Origin of the sequence: Bacillus sp. CGMCC 1.16541 (assembly GCF_003184905.1) — a bacterium.
Classification (GTDB): domain Bacteria; phylum Bacillota; class Bacilli; order Bacillales; family Bacillaceae_H; genus Priestia.
The window spans coordinates 60,569-79,429 of record NZ_QFRU01000019.1; the positions used below are offsets into that span (position 1 = coordinate 60,569).

An 18,861-nucleotide genomic window follows, 5' to 3' on the forward strand; every position below is an offset into this window, starting at 1 on the left:
AACTAAATTTGATTCGTTTTTAGGAGGAAATATGAATAAGAAAACGCTTACAAAGAGAGAGGTATTTGCCATTGGGTTAATGCTTTTCGCCCTCTTTTTTGGAGCAGGCAATATGATTTTCCCACCAGCATTAGGTCAAGAAGCTGGTACAAACATGTGGAGTGCAACAGTTGGCTTTTTAATTACAGGTGTGGGTTTACCACTAATGGGTGTCATTGCAATTTCAAAAACAAACGGAGACTTCACGGGAATTGCTAAACGTGTACATCCTTTTTTCGGAATATTGTTTACAATTATTCTTTATCTAGCAATTGGACCATTTTTCGGGATTCCACGTACGGGTACAGTCGCTTTTGAAATTGGATTAACGCCCTTTTTATCAAGTGACATCAACCCAACCGGCATTCCGTTACTGTTATATACAATTGTATTTTTTGGAGTAACTCTTTGGTTAGCACTAAATCCGACTAAGATTGTTGACCGTATTGGAAAAATTTTGACTCCATTGCTTTTAGCTGTCTTATCTCTTCTAGTTATTAAAAGCCTACTTACACCAATGGGTGACTTTCAATCACCCGAGCAAAAATATCTGGATTCTCCGTTTACAAAAGGATTTATTGATGGATATTTAACGATGGATACAATTGCAGCATTGGTGTTTGGTATTGTCATTATTACAGCTATTAGAGAAAAAGGGATAGAAAGCGAGAAAGTAATTGCCTCTATTTGTATAAAAGCTGGAATTATTGCAGCTATCGGCTTAGTTCTTGTCTACGTTGCACTCGCATATATTGGTGCTTCTAGTATCGAGGCAATTGGATTGAAAGATAACGGAGGGGCTGTCTTAACATCCGTGGCTACTTACCTATTTGGCCCTTTAGGCACTGTCATTCTAGGATTAGCCATTACATTTGCTTGTCTCACTACTTCTATCGGGTTAACAACAGCATGTGGGAAGTTTTTCGCCAAGATTTTTCCATCCGTTTCTTATAAAACATTTGTCGTTGTTTTAACGTTATTTAGTACTGTGATTGCCAATGTAGGATTAACTCAACTCATTCAAATTTCAGTTCCAATTTTAGTGTTTATTTATCCAATTGCAATCATTCTCATTGTTCTATCGTTTATGGATCGAGGTGCTACTCTTTATCAAGAAGTGTATGTAGGTGCTGTCATTGCAGGAGGTGTTGTCAGCTTAATGGATGCATTAAAAGAAGCCGCAATCCCTATCGGTACCATTGATACACTATTTAAAGCGTATTTACCATTATATAGTCAAGGGATTGGATGGGTAATCCCTACGGTCGTTGCTGCAATTATTGGATATATAATTGGAACAATCCGTCACTCTAATCATCCGAACAATCAATCAAAAAAAGTGTCTTAATCCATGACTTTTAAATGTGTAAAAAGAAAAAAGCTAACGAATTCACACTTCTTTTTATCACATACAAAAAAGATGACTCTGTTAAAAGTGTAAGTAACCTTTATTGAAAGGATGCTAAACTTTTATGAGTCATCTTTTTTATTTTTGATTGATAACCAAATGTTGAATACGATCCATGGCGCCTGGTTCTACTTGCTCAATAGCAGAAGCTGCTTCATGTAGAGCTTGATTATATTCATATTTACGAAATGCCTCTTCTGCTTGTTGTAATGACTGTTCTACAGATCCGTAACTACTACGATAACGATTTCCATATTGAATCACTTTTTCAACTAGAAGAGCCTTTTCAACCATTTCTTCTGTCGCTTCAAATGTTGTTTGTACGTCTTCAATCGCTGCTTCTAGTAATTCATTCACACTTCGTATACTTAATGGTTTTTCTTGCAGCTTAATCGCTACCTCTTCTAAACGCTTTTTAGCTTTTTCAACTTGAGCCTTATACTCTTGTGGTAGACCTGGTAAGTTACCTTTTTGAATAATTTTCTTTGCTTCTTGTAATTGAAGCTTGAGTTCGTTGATTTTTTCTTTTGCGACAATTTCATCTTTGCGCAGTGCTTGTAACATTTCCACGTAAGCATGTTGAGTCTCTTTTAGCTTCTCAAGTTGCTTCGCTACTTCTTCGAGCTCTTCTTGAATTACACTATACGCAATATTATGTTCTGCAATTTTATCTGAGATGTTGTAATAAAAGTTCGTTAGACGTTTTAATTCTCGATCCATTTTATAATAAATATCTAAGTCTGCTTCACTCACTTGATAACTTTGTTGAACAAATGTTGTTTCTTCTCTTAATTGCTTGTTTTTTTCTTGTAACGCTCGCAACGTGTTCATGATAACGTGTGCTTCTCGATTAATGGTATGATAAGCCATTACTTCTTGCTCTAATGAATCATACACACTTTCAAGTTTTGCGCTTACCTCATCTAGCTTTAATGTTGCTTCTACGACTTGAAGGTTTTCGATTGCTTCAATGATTTCAGATAGTGAACTTCTCAGAATTTCTACTGTTTCCTCTACCTGTAAATGATCGAGTACATATCCTTCTCTAACCATCTCATGATACCCTTCAAGTAATTCTGTTAATTGAATTGGTAAGCTTGTTTGACATTCAATAAACACTTTTGGAATCTCATCTAAGTACGTATCAATTGTATGTAAGTCGCTTCGAATGCTTAATACTACTTCGCGGGCTTTGAGATAATTACCACTTTCTGTTTCTTCTTCAAATACTTCAAAGCGATCTTTTAATTCTTCAATGGCTTGTTCTAGACTCTTTTCAGCCTTTCCGTATGAATAACGATGAGATAGCAATTTCTTTTTTACTTGTCGGTAGGACTGTTGTAACTCTTCAATATCATGTCGGTTATCTTGTTCACTACCAATTAATCCTTGTAGCTCAGTCAAAATACCTTCAATCTCTTCTTTAATAGCGATTAATGTTGTATCAATTTGTTTGGCAAGTTGCTTTGCTTTCTTAAATCGATACTTATCTGTTGCCTCTTCCGTTTCAAACAAATATTCATCAACCTTTGGAAGCTGAACGGCCACAATTTCATCCCATTGTTCACGCCAACGCTCAAACATTTCTTCTGTTTGCCCTGTCATATTTAACTTTTTTACTTTTGAAATTTCATCAGCTACCGGCCTATTCCCTAATTCCATCCTAAATGCTTCTAGCCGATCTACTTCTTTATAGATTTGTTTACGAGAAAACATGCCATACACAATTAACCCAATAATTAGTATGATCAATGCGATAATGAGTTCCATATTAAGCCCCCTTACACGACCCTCCGAATGACATCATAAAACATTTATAAAAAAGGATTACACACCCTTTGAAGACTTTGCGTCAATGTTTTAATGATACCATGTTAACGCTATTTTTTGAGCAAAAATTTAAATTTTTGCTCAAAAAATATTCACAATCTGTCAAACGATGTCGGTACAATAGACACAACCTACAAATAGTGCACTTTTTCGACATTTTTATCACTTTTACATAATGATGAAATAGGTCATTTGTTTTACTATAATGGTTATAACGCAATACGTATAGGAGGAATTAGATATGAAAGTAGATAAACATATTCATACTCCCTTTTGCCCACACGGATCTACGGATACACTTGAGCGATATGTAGATCAAGCTCTGTCATTAGGGTTTGACGAAATTTCTTTTACAGAACATGCTCCGTTACCGGAAGGGTTTATTGATCCTACACCATTAAAAGACAGTGCAATGTCCATCGCTCAAATGGAAGAGTACCTTTTTCAACTTGAGCAATTAAAGAAAAGCTATGAGCAAAGCATTAAGATTAATATTGGTTTAGAAGTTGATTACATTGTCCATTTTGAAAAACAAACAACGCGTTTTTTAGACGAGTATGGACCTTATTTAGATGACAGCATCTTATCCGTTCACTTCCTAAAACATGCCGGACAATACTATTGCCTTGATTTTAGTGATGATGAATTCGCTCGTATCATTGAATCCTTTTCAACTGTAGAGCGTGTATACGAAGCATACTATGAAACAGTTTTAGACTCAATTAAATCGAATTTAGGTCACTATAAACCTAACAGAATTGGTCACATTACACTCGTCCATAAATTTCAAAAGCGTTTCCCATGTCACCAAGATTTTAACGAAACGATGATGACGATTTTAAACGAAGTGCAGCATCAAAGTCTTCAACTAGATTACAATGCAGCTGGTTTATATAAACCGCTTTGTCAAGAAGCTTATCCTTCAAGTTGGATTGTAAAAGAAGCTCAAAAGAAAAAAATCCCTCTCGTCTATGGCTCTGATGCCCATTGTTCGAAGGATTTAGGACAAAGCTACAATTCACTTTTCCCATTAAGATTTTAATTGTAAAATGACTTTATTCATTGGCTCACGCTCTAAACAAATGGTGTAGTGAATCCAACTTTCAATTTCTTTGCGGTACTGCTCAACAAAATATTGCTCATGTGAAAAAACGTGAAGAACTTCTGTCATATATTGTGGATGAAGATAAGGCATCATAAGCATTCCTTTTAACTGTACAATAATAAAAGATGCTTGTAACTTTCGAAACTGTCTTTCCTTCATTCCTTTTTCTAATATTGTTTTTAAATAAAATTTCTCTTTTGTTAAATACGTCGTCATTACTTCTCTAATTAAAATTGTATCTAACGAGATCTCTCGATAGACAAAGCGAGCAATATGACGATGTTCATGTTGATACGTTAAAATATTTTTTACTAGCATCGTTAAACATTCTTTTGCTGAAAGTTTGTCTAACAACTGATAGGCTTTTTCAATCTCTTTAATATACCCTTCAAAAAACAGCATAACTAAACTTTCTAAAAGGCCTTCTTTCCCATCAAAGTAATACGAAATATTTGCTACATTTACTTTTGCTTTTTTAGCAATTTCTCGAACAGAAGTCCCATCAAATCCCTTTGTATTAAATAAAGATACCGCTGCATCAATTACCTTTTCTTTTGTTTTTGCCTTAACGGTCATTGTAATCACACCCCACAACTTATTAATTGAAAAATCATTATCGATGTGACAGAATAGTAACATTACAAAAACACTTAAAGTGTGATAAAAACAGACACTCTTACTATATAAAAGTTCGGTAACTTTAGACATACTCCTTTATCTTCTTGTCGACAAAGTTGTCATAAAATTGACGATATTAGATAAATTGATCTACCTAAAAAGGGATTATGTCGAAACGCTTACAGGCTTATTGTCGCATTTAAGCATGAACGCTCACTGACTATGTAGAATCTTATTCGAATAGAACTGTGTCAAAATAGTAAGAGGACGATAAATGATGATAGATGGAGGAATTCTTCATGTTTCAAGTTAAAAAATATAGTGGCTCAAGAGAAAAAGATTACGATTTATTAATCAAACAACTAAAAGCATTGTTAGACGGAGAAACAAATGCTATTGCCAATTTATCAAATGCATCTGCATTGCTTAATCAATTTTTAACAGAAGTCAATTGGGTTGGCTTTTACCTAGCTGAAGAGAACGGGTTAGTTCTGGGACCATTCCAAGGTTTACCTGCTTGTGTGCGTATTCCTTATGGAAAAGGCGTATGTGGTACGGCTGCACAAAACCGTCAAATAGAGCTTGTTGCGGATGTTCATCAGTTTCCTGGTCACATTGCTTGTGACGCAGCATCACAATCTGAAATTGTTGTGCCTATTTTAAAGGACGGCGAATTAGTAGGTGTTCTAGATATCGATAGTCCAATTAAAAGTCGATTCGATGAAGTCGATCAGCAATATCTAGAAAAGTTTGTAGCCGAGTTAGTAAATCACCTATAATCTTACTATCGATTATCAATGATTCGTACCGGTAAAAAAGGCGCCAAATGATAAGAAGTTCTTACTTCCTCTTATCACTTGGCGCCTTTTTATTTTCTACAGATACAAATACAAAAGATTCCTTATTTTAATAGACATTTTATAAAAACCAAATCCATTGCGTGTTCTCTCTAAAACTCAAGGTTGATTATTGCTCAATAGCCAATTGATTTTTCCCTAGCCTTTTTGCACGATATAAAGCTTGGTCTGCTCTTAGAAACAAATCCTCAAGTGAATCATCTGTATCTTTTGTCCAAGAAGAAACCCCACATGAAATGGTCGTACTTGGATGTGTTTCTTTAGCTACCTTTCTTACTAAACGTTCTGCAATCGTAATGCCTAATTCAACTGGTACAGTAGGCAGATAAACCGCTAACTCTTCTCCGCCCCATCTTGCTCCTATATCATTCATGCGAATATTCCTCTTGATAATATTGGCAATTTGAATGATAATTTGATCGCCTATTTGATGACCGTATGTATCGTTTACTTTTTTAAAGTTATCAATGTCAATTAAAAGGAAACTCCCACATGGATCTTGAAGCATTGATTGTTTCACTTTGTCATCTAAATAGTTTCGAGCATATAACTCGGTTAAGTGGTCTGTTACAACTAGCTTTTCTAACTCTTCTCTCAATATCGAATTTGTAAATGCCAATGTGGAATGGTGAATTAACGATTGAAGAAGTTTAAAGGTATCAAACGTAAAGAAATAAGGTTTGCTATGCAAAATAACAGCTCCGCCTTTTACAACTCCATTTTGAATCATTGGAACAGCAATAATAGAGTGATAATACATCTCTTTATCTGAAAACGAAAAAGGTGATTCATTTACAAAGATAGCTTCTTTCTCTTCTTTTAATCGGTTACACACATACCCAAGATAAAAATGAGCTGTTGGTTCGGAGAAGAAGGCAGTACTACCATTTAACAACTGATATTCCTGAATATCTTCAGAAAACAATACAAACCCTACTTCCTCAGCAGAAAACGACTTTTTTATTTGATCAGACATATAACAAATGGTATCTGTTAACCTTAGATTAGAGTTTAATTGATGTGAGGTTTCATTGATTAATCGTAAATCATCGATTAGACGTCGAGATTGTGCATAGAGCTGAGCCTTCTCTAGTGCATTGCCCGTAGTATTAGCGAGCACAGTAATAAATTTAACTGCATCTTTTGAAAACGCAGAGAAGTCTTGTGTGTTCACTTGTAACACACCATAATTTCCTTGTTTTCCTTTAAGTGGTGCATATAAGATAACCTTGTTACTTGTCACATCATGCTCGATTTGCACTTCACCGCACACATAAGCTTCCATTGCCTTTTCACTAATGTGATCATTATCATAATGTAAATACTCAATTGGTAGTTTTCGATCGTTCTTATTATCGTATGACAAAAGCAATAAATACGAAAAATGAGGATAAACCTGTCTTAGCATGTCCACCGTTTCTTCTAAAATATCTTCCATTTCTAACGATGAGTGAAATTTTGTAGTTAAACGATATAATTGCTCATATCTCATTCCTTGTTTAGTCGCGTGGTGATAGGTAGCTACCATCCGGAACAGTTTCTTACACTCAATAGAAAACGTCTGCCAAAACTCATGCTCGAATTGATTTACTTCACGTTGCTCTATATATAAGTAACCCCTATTTTCATTCGTCTCGAATCGTATGTATACATTCTCTTCTTCCACGACAAAGACACTATCCTTTGTTCTCTCAATGTATGAAACCGCTTCAAAAAGTTGATAGAGTTGCTCTGTTTCTCTCTCTACGTCTTCTGTATTGGCTGTTGCTTGTACGACATATCGGTTTGTCCAAGCATCCCACATGACAATCGTTGCACTTTTTAACGCACATTTTTCTACAAGAAACTCAACAATATCATTCATAAGAGTACTGAAAGAGTAATTATTCTCATGCAATGACAACATTTCAAAAAAATAGGATTGTACATATCGTAGACTTTCCTTGCTCAATTCATTCATCATCATCACCTACAATCATGAGTACACCGATACTATAAAAGCTAATAGTACCATTATAATGAATAAAGTACTATTTTCCTATTAGTAATACGCAATTTTTTCTTTATGTTTGTTCATATGATTTATCTCTTGACATCACTGTCGAAAAATCATATAATTCTCGTTGTGTGAAATATTGCAGCCTCTACATTCTTTTTTATGTTTTCATTTTGTTCCTCGCTTTTGAGGTGTATCTTGTAACTCTCTGCTGCTAGAGCGAAGGTACATGAAAACAAAATGAGCATGATTACAAGATTGTGTCTGTTTTTGTTTTGCATAAAATAAAAACAATAAGGAGGAGTCATTCATGGCTCGTTATACAGGTCCAAGCTGGAAATTATCTCGTCGTCTTGGTATCTCTTTAAGTGGTACTGGGAAAGAATTAGAAAAGCGTCCTTACGCTCCTGGCCCACATGGCCCAGGTCAACGCAAAAAAATCTCTGAATACGGTTTACAATTACAAGAAAAGCAAAAGTTGCGCCACATGTATGGTGTAAATGAGCGTCAATTCCGTAACCTATTCGTTGCTGCTGGTAAAATGACTGGTAAGCACGGTGAGAACTTCATGATCCTTTTAGAAGCTCGCCTTGACAACTTAGTATACCGTATGGGTCTTGCTCGCACTCGTCGTCAAGCTCGTCAATTAGTTAACCATGGTCACATTTTAGTAGATGGTAAACGCGTTGACATCCCATCTTACCGTGTACAACCTGGTCAAGTGATCGGTGTTCGTGAAAAGTCTCGCAACTTAAACATCATCAAAGAATCTGTTGAAGGAAACAACTTCGTAGCAGACTACTTAACATTTGATGCTGAGAAATTAGAAGCAACATTTACTCGCTTACCTGAGCGTTCTGAATTAGCTGCTGAAATCAACGAATCATTAATCGTAGAGTTCTACTCTCGTTAATAAAAAATCTCTCCTTTTGGAGAGATTTTTTATTAAGTCGACTAGATCAAAAAAAGTCAGGTGTTATGACGCACCTGACTTTTTTGATTAGTATTGAATTAATGTGTATTTCTTTTTACCACGACGAACGACTGTAAATTGACCCTCAATACGATCTTCTTCTCCTACAACCTTTTGAAGATCTTGAATGCGCTCACCATTAATGTAAATTGCACCGTTTGAAATATCTTCACGAGCTTGTCGTTTAGAAGGAGAAATTTTACTATTTACAAGTAAATCAATTAAACCAACCTCTCCACCTTCATGTGTGTAAGATGGAACGTCTTTAAATCCTTGTTTAATTTCTTCTGCTGTTAGTTCTGCAATACTTCCGCTGAATAATGCTTCGGAAATACGGATTGCTTGCTCTAATGCGTCTTGACTATGAACAAGCTTCGTCATTTCTGCAGCTAATGCTTTTTGCGCTTCACGCTTTTCTGGTGCTTCTACTGCTTTTGCTTCTAATTCAGTAATTTCCTCATGAGATAAAAACGTAAAGTACTTTAAGTATTTCACAACATCACGATCGTCTGTGTTAATCCAGAACTGGTAAAATTCATAAGGGCTCGTTTTTTCTGCATCTAGCCAGATTGCGCCACCTTCTGTTTTACCGAATTTTGTACCATCAGCTTTTGTTACAAGCGGAACTGTTAAACCGAATGCTTTCGCATCTTCTTCAGATTTACGAATTAACTCTAATCCAGCTGTAATATTTCCCCACTGATCGCTTCCACCAATCTGTAAACGACAGCCGTAGTTTTGGTATAACTTTAAGAAGTCGAATGATTGTAGAATCATGTAACTAAATTCAGTAAATGAAATTCCCGATTCAATACGTGACTGAACAGAGTCTTTTGCCATCATGTAGTTAATTCCAAAGTTCTTACCAATATCACGCAGGAATGTAATGACGTCTAATGAGCCAATCCACTCATAGTTATTGGCAATCATAGCTGCATTTTCTCTCTCTTCAAAGTCTAAAAAGCGAGAAAGTTGATCTTTGATACGATCACTGAACATGGCAACCGTCTCTTTTTCATTCAATGTACGCTCTGCTTTTTTACCACTTGGATCTCCAATTAGTCCCGTTCCTCCACCTACAAGTGCAATCGGCTGGTGACCCGCTTGTTGAAAGCGACGTAAAATTAAAACTGGAAGTAAGTGCCCAATGTGTAAGCTATCCGCTGTTGGATCGAATCCACAGTATAATTTTGTACTTTCTTTTGCTAAAAGAGCTCGTAACCCTTCTTCATCTGTTTGTTGATTAATGAGTCCTCGAAACTCTAAATCCTTTAAGATATCCATACTTGTTATCTCTCCTTTAATTGTTCATCATGTAAAAATAAATACAAAAAACGCCCCTTCTAAAAGAAGAAGGGACGAAAATATCGCGGTACCACCCTATTTGAAGCTTTATCAATCATAAGCTTCCACTTAAAACGATGTAACGGTCTGCCCGTCTTTTGTTACTTGCACATTCATGGGTTCGCAAAAGATGCTCAAGGATGTAATTCGTGATTCATCTATGTACTGATTTCCACCAACCATCAGCTCTCTATAACAGGGAGATTCTCACTACTCGTTCCTATCTATGCTTATCTATTCAATTTAGTAAAAAAGTCTACACAGCAACATTATGCCCCATTTTCATTAAAAATTCAAGTAGTACTCTTAAGATTCGGTGAAATGAACGGAAAGTAAATGCTTCCAATAGGCAATTTAAAAGGGAAAATGTTATGATGTTACTATGTAATTTGAAGATCACTACTAATGCTTTTCTATAGCTATCTGATAAATAAGACTTTTTCTCCTACAGAAAAATATAAAGGAGCTGAACAAATGAATATTTTCCTAACAGGAGCGACAGGATTTTTAGGAAAACGATTAATACAAAATTTATTGAATCAAGAACATCAGATTTATGTGCTTGTTCGTAACAAAAACAAATTTAGTACATTGCGTGAGTCACTTTTGCCTCAGCATGTGTCTCATGTTCACCCAATATATGGTGATATTACAGATGAAAAGTTGAAGGTTTCACCGACGGATTACGAAAAAATAGAAGGTCAAATTGACGCGATTTACCATATGGCTGCGTTGTTATCATTTGACCCGGTTGATAAAGACGCAACATTTGACGTAAATGTTGCGGGAACAAGAAATGTTTTAGAATTCGCAAAAGCGATATGTGCCAAAAAGTTCTTTTACGTGAGTACCGCTTATACGCTAGGAACGAGCGAACAAGGCGATGAACAGCTATATTCCACGGACCGATTATTTGTTAACTATTATGAAGAAAGTAAATGTAGAAGTGAACATCTTGTTTACTCATACAAAGAACATTTCAATGTTTATATTATGCGTCCTGCCATTATTATCGGAGATTCAGTAACCGGTGAAGCTGATACAAGCTTTGCATTGTACGGGTTATTAAAAGGTTTAAAGCTACTAAAAAGAAAAGTATCTAGACTAGAAAACTGGCAAAACAATACGTACCGATTACTTATTAATCCGTCAACACAATCTAACTTTGTACCTGTAGACTATGTAGCTGATGTATTAACAATTGGATTAACATACGCTCAACCAAATACCATTTATAACATCACAAACTCTAAACCTCCAAGTCATCGAATGGTTTTTGATATTGTAAAAGAACTAATGGAGTTTCCAAACCTTGAAATGGTGGCAGAACCCGATACACATACACTTTCAAAAGAAGAGCTCTTCATTAACGAACCTCTCAAAGTGTTTCATTCGTACTGGAATCGCTCTATTACTTTTAAAAATGAACACACCAAAGAAATGTTAAAAGAAGCAGGTCAAGCTGAACTCGAGATGGATGAGCAAATGCTTAAGAGAATTATCGGGAACTCTGTAAAAGAGAAAGAACTTGTATAAGCTGTCGACATTACAGGTCTCAAAAAGAGATTTATTTGTTCCAACCTCTTGCGTACACACTCAGCCATCTAAGAGAAAGGACATACGTCAATAAACTTTAAAAAGCAAGTACAGCCCTATCCCTCGGTATAACTAGACTGCAGGGCAAATGATGTTGCGGACTGAGACAAACAGGGGGTTGTTTCCCCCTGTTTGTCTCAGTTTCTTTAAGTTGTTTTATCTATCTTTCTTCAAGTCTGGTAATGATTCTTTACATCGATCTCTCCACCAAACCCAAAACATACTCAGCCCCCATCCGTCATGGTGTTCTTCTAACGTTTTAACTCGCCAATAAACAGGGGGATGATTCATAAATTGAAATTCAAACAATCTCCATAACCACTTCTCTCTCTTTAAACTATTCACCGGTTCAGGGTCATCTTTAGTCGTTGTCGAAAATGAAAAATTCAACGCACTGTCTATATTTTTATCCTGTCTAATTGTAAGCTCTTCGAGTGCTCTTGCCATTTGTAATCTTCCTCCACTTATGTAAGTAGAAGCTTTATGATCTGCTCGAACTTCTGCTATTTGACTAATCATTGATAAGTAACTAGTAAATCCAATCATGACCACCCATACAAAAACAAGTATGATCCAAAAAGACGGTTTATCTTCTGACATTAACCAATCTTGTGACAAATAAACGATTGATCCCATTCCACCAAGAAATAAAAACCGAAATAACTGTAATCTCATGATATCTCTACTTTTAATATGCGCTACTTCATGAGCAATAATGGCTTCGATATGTTCAATACTAAGTTTCATTGTTTCAGAAGTTAATGTAATCATCGAACGTCCAACATTCATACCTGTTGCTAATGCATTGTAGTCTGTTGATTCTGTTTGATATACTTTCACATGTTTCATATTGGCCTGTAAACAGACTCGCTCTGCACATGCTAGAATGGCTGAATCTTTTACCTCTTCTGCATCCATCGCTACTTTTAGTACTTTATCAGAGATATACAGATTAAACAGCCAATAGAAAAGAATAACAATAACGTTGATCCAAACCGATAGCTCTAACCAATACATCACAATGATCAGTGTTGTATAAGCAGAGATCCCTTTTACCGTAATTGCAAAGTATCCTTTACCTAGCAACCTCCTCCATTGTTTCTTATGAAAGACTGATTCAACTCTTCTCTCCTCTACCTGTTCATTTACATATTGTTTGAGAACATGAGTCCACCTTTCTAGGTCATTCACTGTTAAATAAATTGTTTCTCCAGAAAAACGCAATTTAAGGACTTTTGTAAAAGACGTTGTGTAATCTTTATTGGTTTGCAACAACGTAAATAACGGAAATAACCTTAATAGATCAACGTTAGACTCGACGTGAAGTTCATTTAGATGCTGTAACGGATAGCTCTTTAAATCACTTCTTGTCATAACATAGAGCATTTGCTCATCTTCTGAAAAATAAAGCTGGATTGAATAGAACTGAATGATTCTCTTTATTCCATCACTACATAAAGACGCTACACTGAACAGTAAAACCATCTTTAACACATTGCTTGTTTCTGGACCTACTATAATAAATAAAATTGAAAGTGATGAAAACAAAAGGATAAAACTTACATCAGCAAGTACGCGTTTGAATGATTTATTAACCTCTATTACAACCGCATTGCTCTGGGCTATTTTTTCTTTGAACGTCATGCGTAACTCTTTTTTAGGAATTAGTTCTGAGAAAGTAAAATAGCTATACACAACCATTATGATGGTGAGCCATATCTGATTGAAGTTAAATACCGATATTAAAAGATATAAACTGATTATACCTCCTATTATTTCCACTGCATTGCCTAGATTTTTTGCTATACTCCCAAATAATGATCCGATCAGAGCCATGCTCGCTCCAATCAATAACCCTATTACCAACTCCGACATAGCCATGTCCATTCGATTAACTCCTTCCCTCATCTAAGCTGTACGTCATGTTATTAATTTCTTCTATTAAATCATTTATCGTTAAATCTGGATGAGTGACCATTACGTTGTAACGTAACCCTTTTTCATCCCACGATATGGATTGAATTTCATCCATTACCTCTCCTTTTGTTTGCCTAATAGAAATGTCATGATTTAACTGTGCTTCTTCTTCTTGAGGTGTTTCAAATATCGTCATCATAAAAGCTGGAATCTCATCTTTTTCATAAAAAATAGTTAGTTCATTTCTTTTCACAATTCCTTCTAGCTTCTCTAATTCAATATTTGCAATACGATACTCCCTATTATGTACGGTTAAAAAGGGAGTACCTAAGATGTTACTCGCTTCTGGAAGTGATACTTTGTTATTTTCTTGCTGAATTTCTTCTACATTCACACCATCTGGCAAAGATAATACAAAGGTATCGTTATCGAACGCTGGTGAAGAATCGATATGTTGATAAATTAATTCTGACTTCGTCTCTCCACTCATACTTTCTTGCTTAACAACAAACCACGAACTCTTCTCTACCCAAAGATCAAAGTCACCTAACAGTGATTTCGTTGATTTTGCTTTTACTTTGACATGATGGGTTTGAAAATCACCAATTTTTTCTTCTCCCACTACTTCATAAGTGTGAGTATTTTTCATTCCTTCTAACATTGACAACAACTTACCTCTTTGTGTCATCCCTTGATGTTCCATTGTTTCTTCTAACGATACAGATAATGCTTTATTTGTTTTCTTATCATAAACAACTAATGTTGAGCCATCATTTACTACCATAGAATCGGACATATCACTAGTCGAATGAATTTTTATTTTTTCTCCTTTTACCCATTCTTTAAAGTTCACTTTTTCGATGAGCTTTTCATTTTCATAGATTGTAAACGTTCCTTCTCCGTAATATGATTTTGTCTGATCTCCTTTTAAAATAGAGTCCATAATATCCGTCGACGTGAATGTCTCTTTATTCGAACAACCAATCACGAATAATAAAACAAATACGATTGTCATTATTTGTTTCATTCTGCTTCCTCTCTTTCTTTCAAATAACAAGCAACAATGGTTCCAAGCTTTTCTTCAGACCAAAGTGAAATGGCGCCTTTTTGTTTTTCCATCAATATTTTCGCAATGCTTAGCCCTAGCCCGGAATTTTTATGATGCGCTTTTGTTCGTGCATCATCTCCTTGAAAAAACGGTTCAAATACAAATTTTTGATTTGTACTAGCAATTCCTTCTCCTTCATTTTGAACAATAAGAATCGTGCCTCTTTCTCTAAATCTTTCTATTCCCGAGCGAAAAGCTGGAAATACCCAACTTGGAATTGAATGAGCAGATGAAATAACAGCAAGGTAAATCGTGCCCCCACTTTTAGTAAAACGCACCGCATTAGACATTAAATTGTCTACCACTCTCATTAACTCTTTCGGGCTTAATTCATACGATTGCTGTGGGTAGTTTTCCGTATATAATTGAATATTTTTTTGCTCACATACTTCTTCATATCCTGATATAAGCATCTCAAAAAACTCTTCTCCCTCTACTTCTACGACGTCTATCTTTTTAGTTGATGCTTGCAAAGACGTATAGACAGAAAGCTCATCTAGCATTTGTTTCATATAGTGAATCTTTTCAAACAGAATAGACTCATATTCTTTCTTTTCATTTGATGATAAATGCTGATCATCTCGTAATGATTCAGCGTATGCATGAATAACGGTTAGTGGCGTTTTTAAATCATGAGCTAGTGAAGCAATCATAAATTGTTTTTCCTGCTGTTCTTTCTTAACGGCTTGTTGAGAATCAATCACTTGTTGCTTCATTTTTTCAAACCTTTGAATGACTGCTCCAATTTCATCGTTTCGATGATATAAGAGTGTCCTATTTTGCTGTGTCTCTCCAAAAGCCGTCATTTGAACTTGCAGCTCTTTTAAAGGTTGAATAATCTTCTTATGTACAACAACCATCATTGTCATATAAATCACGATAAATAGAGAAAGAGCTCCTACACCTAAAATTTTTGATTGATAATCAAACAATTGAAGCCATTTTACACGTGGAATGGCTAATTCATAAATACCAATCATCTGTCCATCTTGAAACACTGGATTTTTAATTTGATAAAAACGATGGTTTTCTTTTAGTACGGTTAAATCTCGATACAATTGATTCGTGTTAACTCTCATGTAAGGGACGTTAAATGATGGTTCAACAGAAGAAAAAAATGTTACACCATCTGGACGGTATAACGTGACCGTCACTTCATTCAGTCGGTCTGTTAACTCATCATAATTACTTTCCTTTTGAATCTTGTACAATGTAGGATTCGTTATATAGTTCTCTAATTCTGATACTTTAGTAGATACTTCTATAAATTCATTTAACTGCTGTTCTTTTTCATAGTTCTTTACTACGTTATATAATAAAAGAAACGTCATAACCGGAAGAATCATAACTAAAAAATAGGTAATCAGTAGCCATGTTCTAATTTTCATTTACAGTTCTTCTCCAATGAAACGGTATCCTGTTCCCCATATCGTTTGGATAAAAGAAGGCTTTTTAGGGTGTTCGTTTAACTTCAAACGTAAACTTTTAATATGCACTGTTACCGTATTATTTGTTTCAACATCCTCTTCATTCCATATGTACTCATAAAGCTCTTTTTTTGAAAAGGTTTCATTCGGATAACTTGCTAACCACAGTAGTAAAGATTGTTCGCATTTTGTTAAAGAAAGAAGTGAATCCCCTAAGTAAACCGCTTTTTTCTGAAAGTCAATTGTTAGACCGTTTTGATACTGGATGATCTGTTCTTTCGCTTCTTTTTGAAGAAAACGGCGATATCGACGTAAATGGGAATCAATTCTCGCTGTTAATTCAGCTAAGCTAAAAGGTTTCGTTATATAGTCATCAGCTCCTAACTTGAGACCCTTTATTTTATTTTCCTCCTCAATACGAGCACTAACGATACAAAGTGGAACATCACTTTCTTGACGAATTCGCTGACAAAATTCAAATCCGTTTAGTTGTGGCAACATTAAATCAACTAAAATGAGATCGAACATTTGAAGCTTAAATTCATCAAGTCCTTCTCTTCCTGTTGATGCCCACACTGCATCGTACCCTTCACGTTGCAAATGTCCTATCACCACACGAGCGATCTCTACATCATCTTCGACAACTAAAATTTTTTCTTTATTCATTTTCTCTCCTCCACTATTAGTATATTGAAAGAAATGACTACCTTCATTTATTTAATAAATTCTTTATTTTTGTAATCATTACCCATGGTTTTTTTATCCATATATTATTATGACATAAAAAAGCCTCGCATGAGATGCGAGGCTTTCTATTAATCTTCCATTGTCGATAAATCACCCGTTGGTAAATCAAGTTCCCACGCTTTTAAGACGCGGCGCATAATTTTACCACTACGTGTTTTTGGTAGCTTGTCGCGGAACTCAATTTCACGTGGCGCTGCATGAGCCGCTAAGCCTTTCTTCACAAATTGACGGATATCTTCAATTAATTCTTCAGATTCTGTATAACCATCACGCAGTGCGATAAATGCTTTAATAATTTCTCCTCGAACTGGATCTGGCTTACCGATAACCCCTGCTTCTGCTACTGCTGGATGTTCAACAAGTTTACTTTCAACTTCGAACGGTCCAACACGCTCACCAGCTGTCATAATAACATCATCAATGCGGCCTTGGAACCAGAAATATCCTTCTTCGTCCATGTATGCTGAATCTCCAGATACATACCAATCACCTGGCATAAAGTATGATTCATACTTCTCTTTGTTATTCCAAATAGTATACATCATGGAAGGCCAACCTTTTTTAATGGCTAAATTACCCATGCGATATGGAGGAAGTTCATTCCCTTGGTCATCAACGATTGCCGCTTGCACGCCTGGAATTGGTTTACCCATTGAACCTGGCTTTACTTCCATACAAGGGTAGTTACAAATGGTTTGAGCGCCGGTTTCAGTCATCCACCATGTGTCATGGATACGATTGTTGAACACTTTCACACCCCAACGTACTACTTCAGGGTTTAGAGGTTCACCCACACTTAAAATGTGGCGTAATCCACTTAAATCGTACTTCTTCACTAAATCATCGCCTGCACCCATTAACATACGAAATGCAGTTGGAGCACTATACCAAACCGTTACTCCATAATCTTCAAGAGCTTGGTACCAATTATCCGGGCTAAAACGACCACCAATAATAACGTTAGACGCTCCCGCTAACCACGGACCAAAGATACCATAAGCAGTCCCTGTAACCCATCCCGGATCAGCTGTACACCAATACACATCATCATCTTTTAAATCTAGCACCCATTTAGCTGTCTGATAGTGTTGTACCATTGCATTATGTACATGCAGTACACCTTTTGGTTTTCCAGTAGAGCCCGATGTGTAGTGTAACAATAAACCATCTGTGCGATCTACCCACTCAATTTGTAGCTCTTTACTTGCTTCTTTTAAACGCTTATGGAAATCTAAATAAGGGCCTTCTTCTGTAACATTTTCACCTACAAGAAGAACATGTTTCAGTGCAGGTAATTCATTGACGGGAACACGTTGAAGTAATTCTGGAGTTGTAATTAATACTTTCGCATCGCTATCTTCTAAACGATCTTTCACTGCGCCTTCCATGAACGCTTCGAATAGTGGTCCAACGATAGCACCTAGTTTAATTGCGCCTAAGACTGAGAAATATAATTCTGGAGAACGAGGCATAAAGATAAAAACACGATCTCCTTTTTCCACATCCGCTTGTTTTAATACGTTAGCTGCTTTATTAGAGAAATCTTTCATTTCTTTATACGTGTACTTCTCATCCCTCTTAGCATCACGATAATAAAGAGCTACTTTGTTCTTTCTAAAAGAGTTCGCGTGCTTATCAATTGCTTCATAAGCAGCATTAACCTTACCAGTTTCATACCATGAAAATTCTTTCTCCACTTCTGACCAATCAAACGTTTCATACGCTTGGTTGTAGTCCTGTAAGTTATAATCCCCTTTTGTTACAGGAAGCGCTTCCACTTTCATCACAAACTCCCCCTTATGTATGAAATATACAAGCCTATTATAATACAAATTTTAACTTTTCTCAATTTTAAAAATATTCATTTAGAAAATTAGTAGAAAAGTCGTTATACAA

At 35.8% G+C, this 18,861-nt stretch carries 14 protein-coding genes and 1 other annotated feature; of the genes, 5 read left to right on the forward strand and 9 right to left on the reverse strand.

Annotation, left to right across the window (positions count from 1 at the left end):
* Positions 1-31 precede the first annotated feature (31 nt).
* Entirely contained in the window at positions 32-1,387 is a 1,356-nt protein-coding gene (gene brnQ, locus DIS06_RS15390) for a branched-chain amino acid transport system II carrier protein (protein ID WP_110114124.1), read from the forward strand.
* Between the two features lie 138 nt (positions 1,388-1,525).
* Here the strand turns inward: brnQ and ezrA are convergent, their stop codons facing one another.
* Positions 1,526-3,217 (reverse strand): septation ring formation regulator EzrA, encoded by a 1,692-nt coding sequence (gene ezrA, locus DIS06_RS15395; protein ID WP_110114125.1) that lies wholly within the window; start codon positions 3,215-3,217, stop codon positions 1,526-1,528.
* Positions 3,218-3,518: 301 nt separating this feature from the next.
* Between ezrA and hisJ the strand changes: the two genes are divergently transcribed.
* Positions 3,519-4,319, forward strand: a complete 801-nt coding sequence (hisJ, locus tag DIS06_RS15400; protein ID WP_110114126.1) for a histidinol-phosphatase HisJ — start codon at positions 3,519-3,521, stop codon at positions 4,317-4,319.
* On the opposite strand, the gene refZ is transcribed toward hisJ, so the two are convergent.
* On the reverse strand, positions 4,308-4,958 hold the full coding sequence (refZ, locus tag DIS06_RS15405) for a forespore capture DNA-binding protein RefZ (protein ID WP_110114127.1): 651 nt from the start codon (positions 4,956-4,958) through the stop codon (positions 4,308-4,310). The two genes, hisJ and refZ, sit on opposite strands and share 12 nt — an antisense overlap.
* Before the next feature lie 341 nt (positions 4,959-5,299).
* Here refZ and DIS06_RS15410 point away from each other — a divergent pair, with 341 nt between their 5' ends.
* Positions 5,300-5,779 carry a GAF domain-containing protein gene (locus tag DIS06_RS15410; protein WP_110114128.1) on the forward strand — a complete coding sequence of 160 codons (480 nt, stop codon included), beginning with the start codon at positions 5,300-5,302 and terminating at the stop codon, positions 5,777-5,779.
* Positions 5,780-5,966: 187 nt separating this feature from the next.
* On the opposite strand, the gene DIS06_RS15415 is transcribed toward DIS06_RS15410, so the two are convergent.
* Positions 5,967-7,817, reverse strand: coding sequence for a sensor domain-containing diguanylate cyclase (locus DIS06_RS15415; protein WP_162595989.1), 1,851 nt, complete (start codon positions 7,815-7,817; stop codon positions 5,967-5,969).
* Between the two features lie 346 nt (positions 7,818-8,163).
* On the opposite strand from DIS06_RS15415, the gene rpsD reads away from it, so the two are divergent.
* The gene (rpsD, locus tag DIS06_RS15420; protein WP_110114130.1) at positions 8,164-8,766 is read left to right on the forward strand and encodes a 30S ribosomal protein S4; all 603 of its coding nucleotides are present in this window, start codon (positions 8,164-8,166) and stop codon (positions 8,764-8,766) included.
* A gap of 87 nt (positions 8,767-8,853) precedes the next feature.
* On the opposite strand, the gene tyrS is transcribed toward rpsD, so the two are convergent.
* Positions 8,854-10,110: a tyrosine--tRNA ligase gene (tyrS, locus tag DIS06_RS15425; RefSeq protein ID WP_110114131.1), complete on the reverse strand. Its 1,257-nt coding sequence runs from the start codon at positions 10,108-10,110 to the stop codon at positions 8,854-8,856.
* Between the two features lie 67 nt (positions 10,111-10,177).
* Positions 10,178-10,406: a binding site (T-box leader), on the reverse strand.
* Between the two features lie 238 nt (positions 10,407-10,644).
* On the opposite strand from tyrS, the gene DIS06_RS15430 reads away from it, so the two are divergent.
* Positions 10,645-11,706 (forward strand): SDR family oxidoreductase, encoded by a 1,062-nt coding sequence (locus DIS06_RS15430; protein WP_110114132.1) that lies wholly within the window; start codon positions 10,645-10,647, stop codon positions 11,704-11,706.
* Between the two features lie 216 nt (positions 11,707-11,922).
* On the opposite strand, the gene DIS06_RS15435 is transcribed toward DIS06_RS15430, so the two are convergent.
* The 5 genes from DIS06_RS15435 to acsA all read right to left on the reverse strand — a co-directional run bounded on the left by DIS06_RS15435 (position 11,923) and on the right by acsA (position 18,749).
* The gene (locus tag DIS06_RS15435) at positions 11,923-13,653 is read right to left on the reverse strand and encodes a M48 family metallopeptidase (protein ID WP_162595990.1); all 1,731 of its coding nucleotides are present in this window, start codon (positions 13,651-13,653) and stop codon (positions 11,923-11,925) included.
* A gap of 4 nt (positions 13,654-13,657) precedes the next feature.
* Positions 13,658-14,710 (reverse strand): LolA family protein, encoded by a 1,053-nt coding sequence (locus DIS06_RS15440; RefSeq protein ID WP_110114134.1) that lies wholly within the window; start codon positions 14,708-14,710, stop codon positions 13,658-13,660.
* The gene (locus DIS06_RS15445) at positions 14,707-16,179 is read right to left on the reverse strand and encodes a sensor histidine kinase (protein ID WP_110114135.1); all 1,473 of its coding nucleotides are present in this window, start codon (positions 16,177-16,179) and stop codon (positions 14,707-14,709) included. Before DIS06_RS15445 ends, DIS06_RS15440 begins: the two co-directional genes overlap by 4 nt.
* Positions 16,180-16,884: a response regulator transcription factor gene (locus tag DIS06_RS15450; protein ID WP_110114136.1), complete on the reverse strand. Its 705-nt coding sequence runs from the start codon at positions 16,882-16,884 to the stop codon at positions 16,180-16,182. It abuts the gene before it with no gap.
* A gap of 149 nt (positions 16,885-17,033) precedes the next feature.
* Positions 17,034-18,749, reverse strand: a complete 1,716-nt coding sequence (gene acsA, locus DIS06_RS15455; RefSeq protein WP_110114137.1) for an acetate--CoA ligase — start codon at positions 18,747-18,749, stop codon at positions 17,034-17,036.
* Between the last annotated feature and the right edge of the window lie 112 nt (positions 18,750-18,861).

What these genes read in the sequence shown, in the direction of transcription:
- brnQ (WP_110114124.1), top strand. Translation starts at nt 32, where the DNA reads ATGAATAAGAAAACGCTTACAAAGAGAGAGGTATTTGCCATTGGGTTA.
- ezrA (WP_110114125.1), bottom strand. Translation starts at nt 3,217, where the DNA reads ATGGAACTCATTATCGCATTGATCATACTAATTATTGGGTTAATTGTG.
- hisJ (WP_110114126.1), top strand. Translation starts at nt 3,519, where the DNA reads ATGAAAGTAGATAAACATATTCATACTCCCTTTTGCCCACACGGATCT.
- refZ (WP_110114127.1), bottom strand. Translation starts at nt 4,958, where the DNA reads ATGACCGTTAAGGCAAAAACAAAAGAAAAGGTAATTGATGCAGCGGTA.
- DIS06_RS15410 (WP_110114128.1), top strand. Translation starts at nt 5,300, where the DNA reads ATGTTTCAAGTTAAAAAATATAGTGGCTCAAGAGAAAAAGATTACGAT.
- DIS06_RS15415 (WP_162595989.1), bottom strand. Translation starts at nt 7,817, where the DNA reads ATGAATGAATTGAGCAAGGAAAGTCTACGATATGTACAATCCTATTTT.
- rpsD (WP_110114130.1), top strand. Translation starts at nt 8,164, where the DNA reads ATGGCTCGTTATACAGGTCCAAGCTGGAAATTATCTCGTCGTCTTGGT.
- tyrS (WP_110114131.1), bottom strand. Translation starts at nt 10,110, where the DNA reads ATGGATATCTTAAAGGATTTAGAGTTTCGAGGACTCATTAATCAACAA.
- DIS06_RS15430 (WP_110114132.1), top strand. Translation starts at nt 10,645, where the DNA reads ATGAATATTTTCCTAACAGGAGCGACAGGATTTTTAGGAAAACGATTA.
- DIS06_RS15435 (WP_162595990.1), bottom strand. Translation starts at nt 13,653, where the DNA reads ATGGACATGGCTATGTCGGAGTTGGTAATAGGGTTATTGATTGGAGCG.
- DIS06_RS15440 (WP_110114134.1), bottom strand. Translation starts at nt 14,710, where the DNA reads ATGAAACAAATAATGACAATCGTATTTGTTTTATTATTCGTGATTGGT.
- DIS06_RS15445 (WP_110114135.1), bottom strand. Translation starts at nt 16,179, where the DNA reads ATGAAAATTAGAACATGGCTACTGATTACCTATTTTTTAGTTATGATT.
- DIS06_RS15450 (WP_110114136.1), bottom strand. Translation starts at nt 16,884, where the DNA reads ATGAATAAAGAAAAAATTTTAGTTGTCGAAGATGATGTAGAGATCGCT.
- acsA (WP_110114137.1), bottom strand. Translation starts at nt 18,749, where the DNA reads ATGAAAGTGGAAGCGCTTCCTGTAACAAAAGGGGATTATAACTTACAG.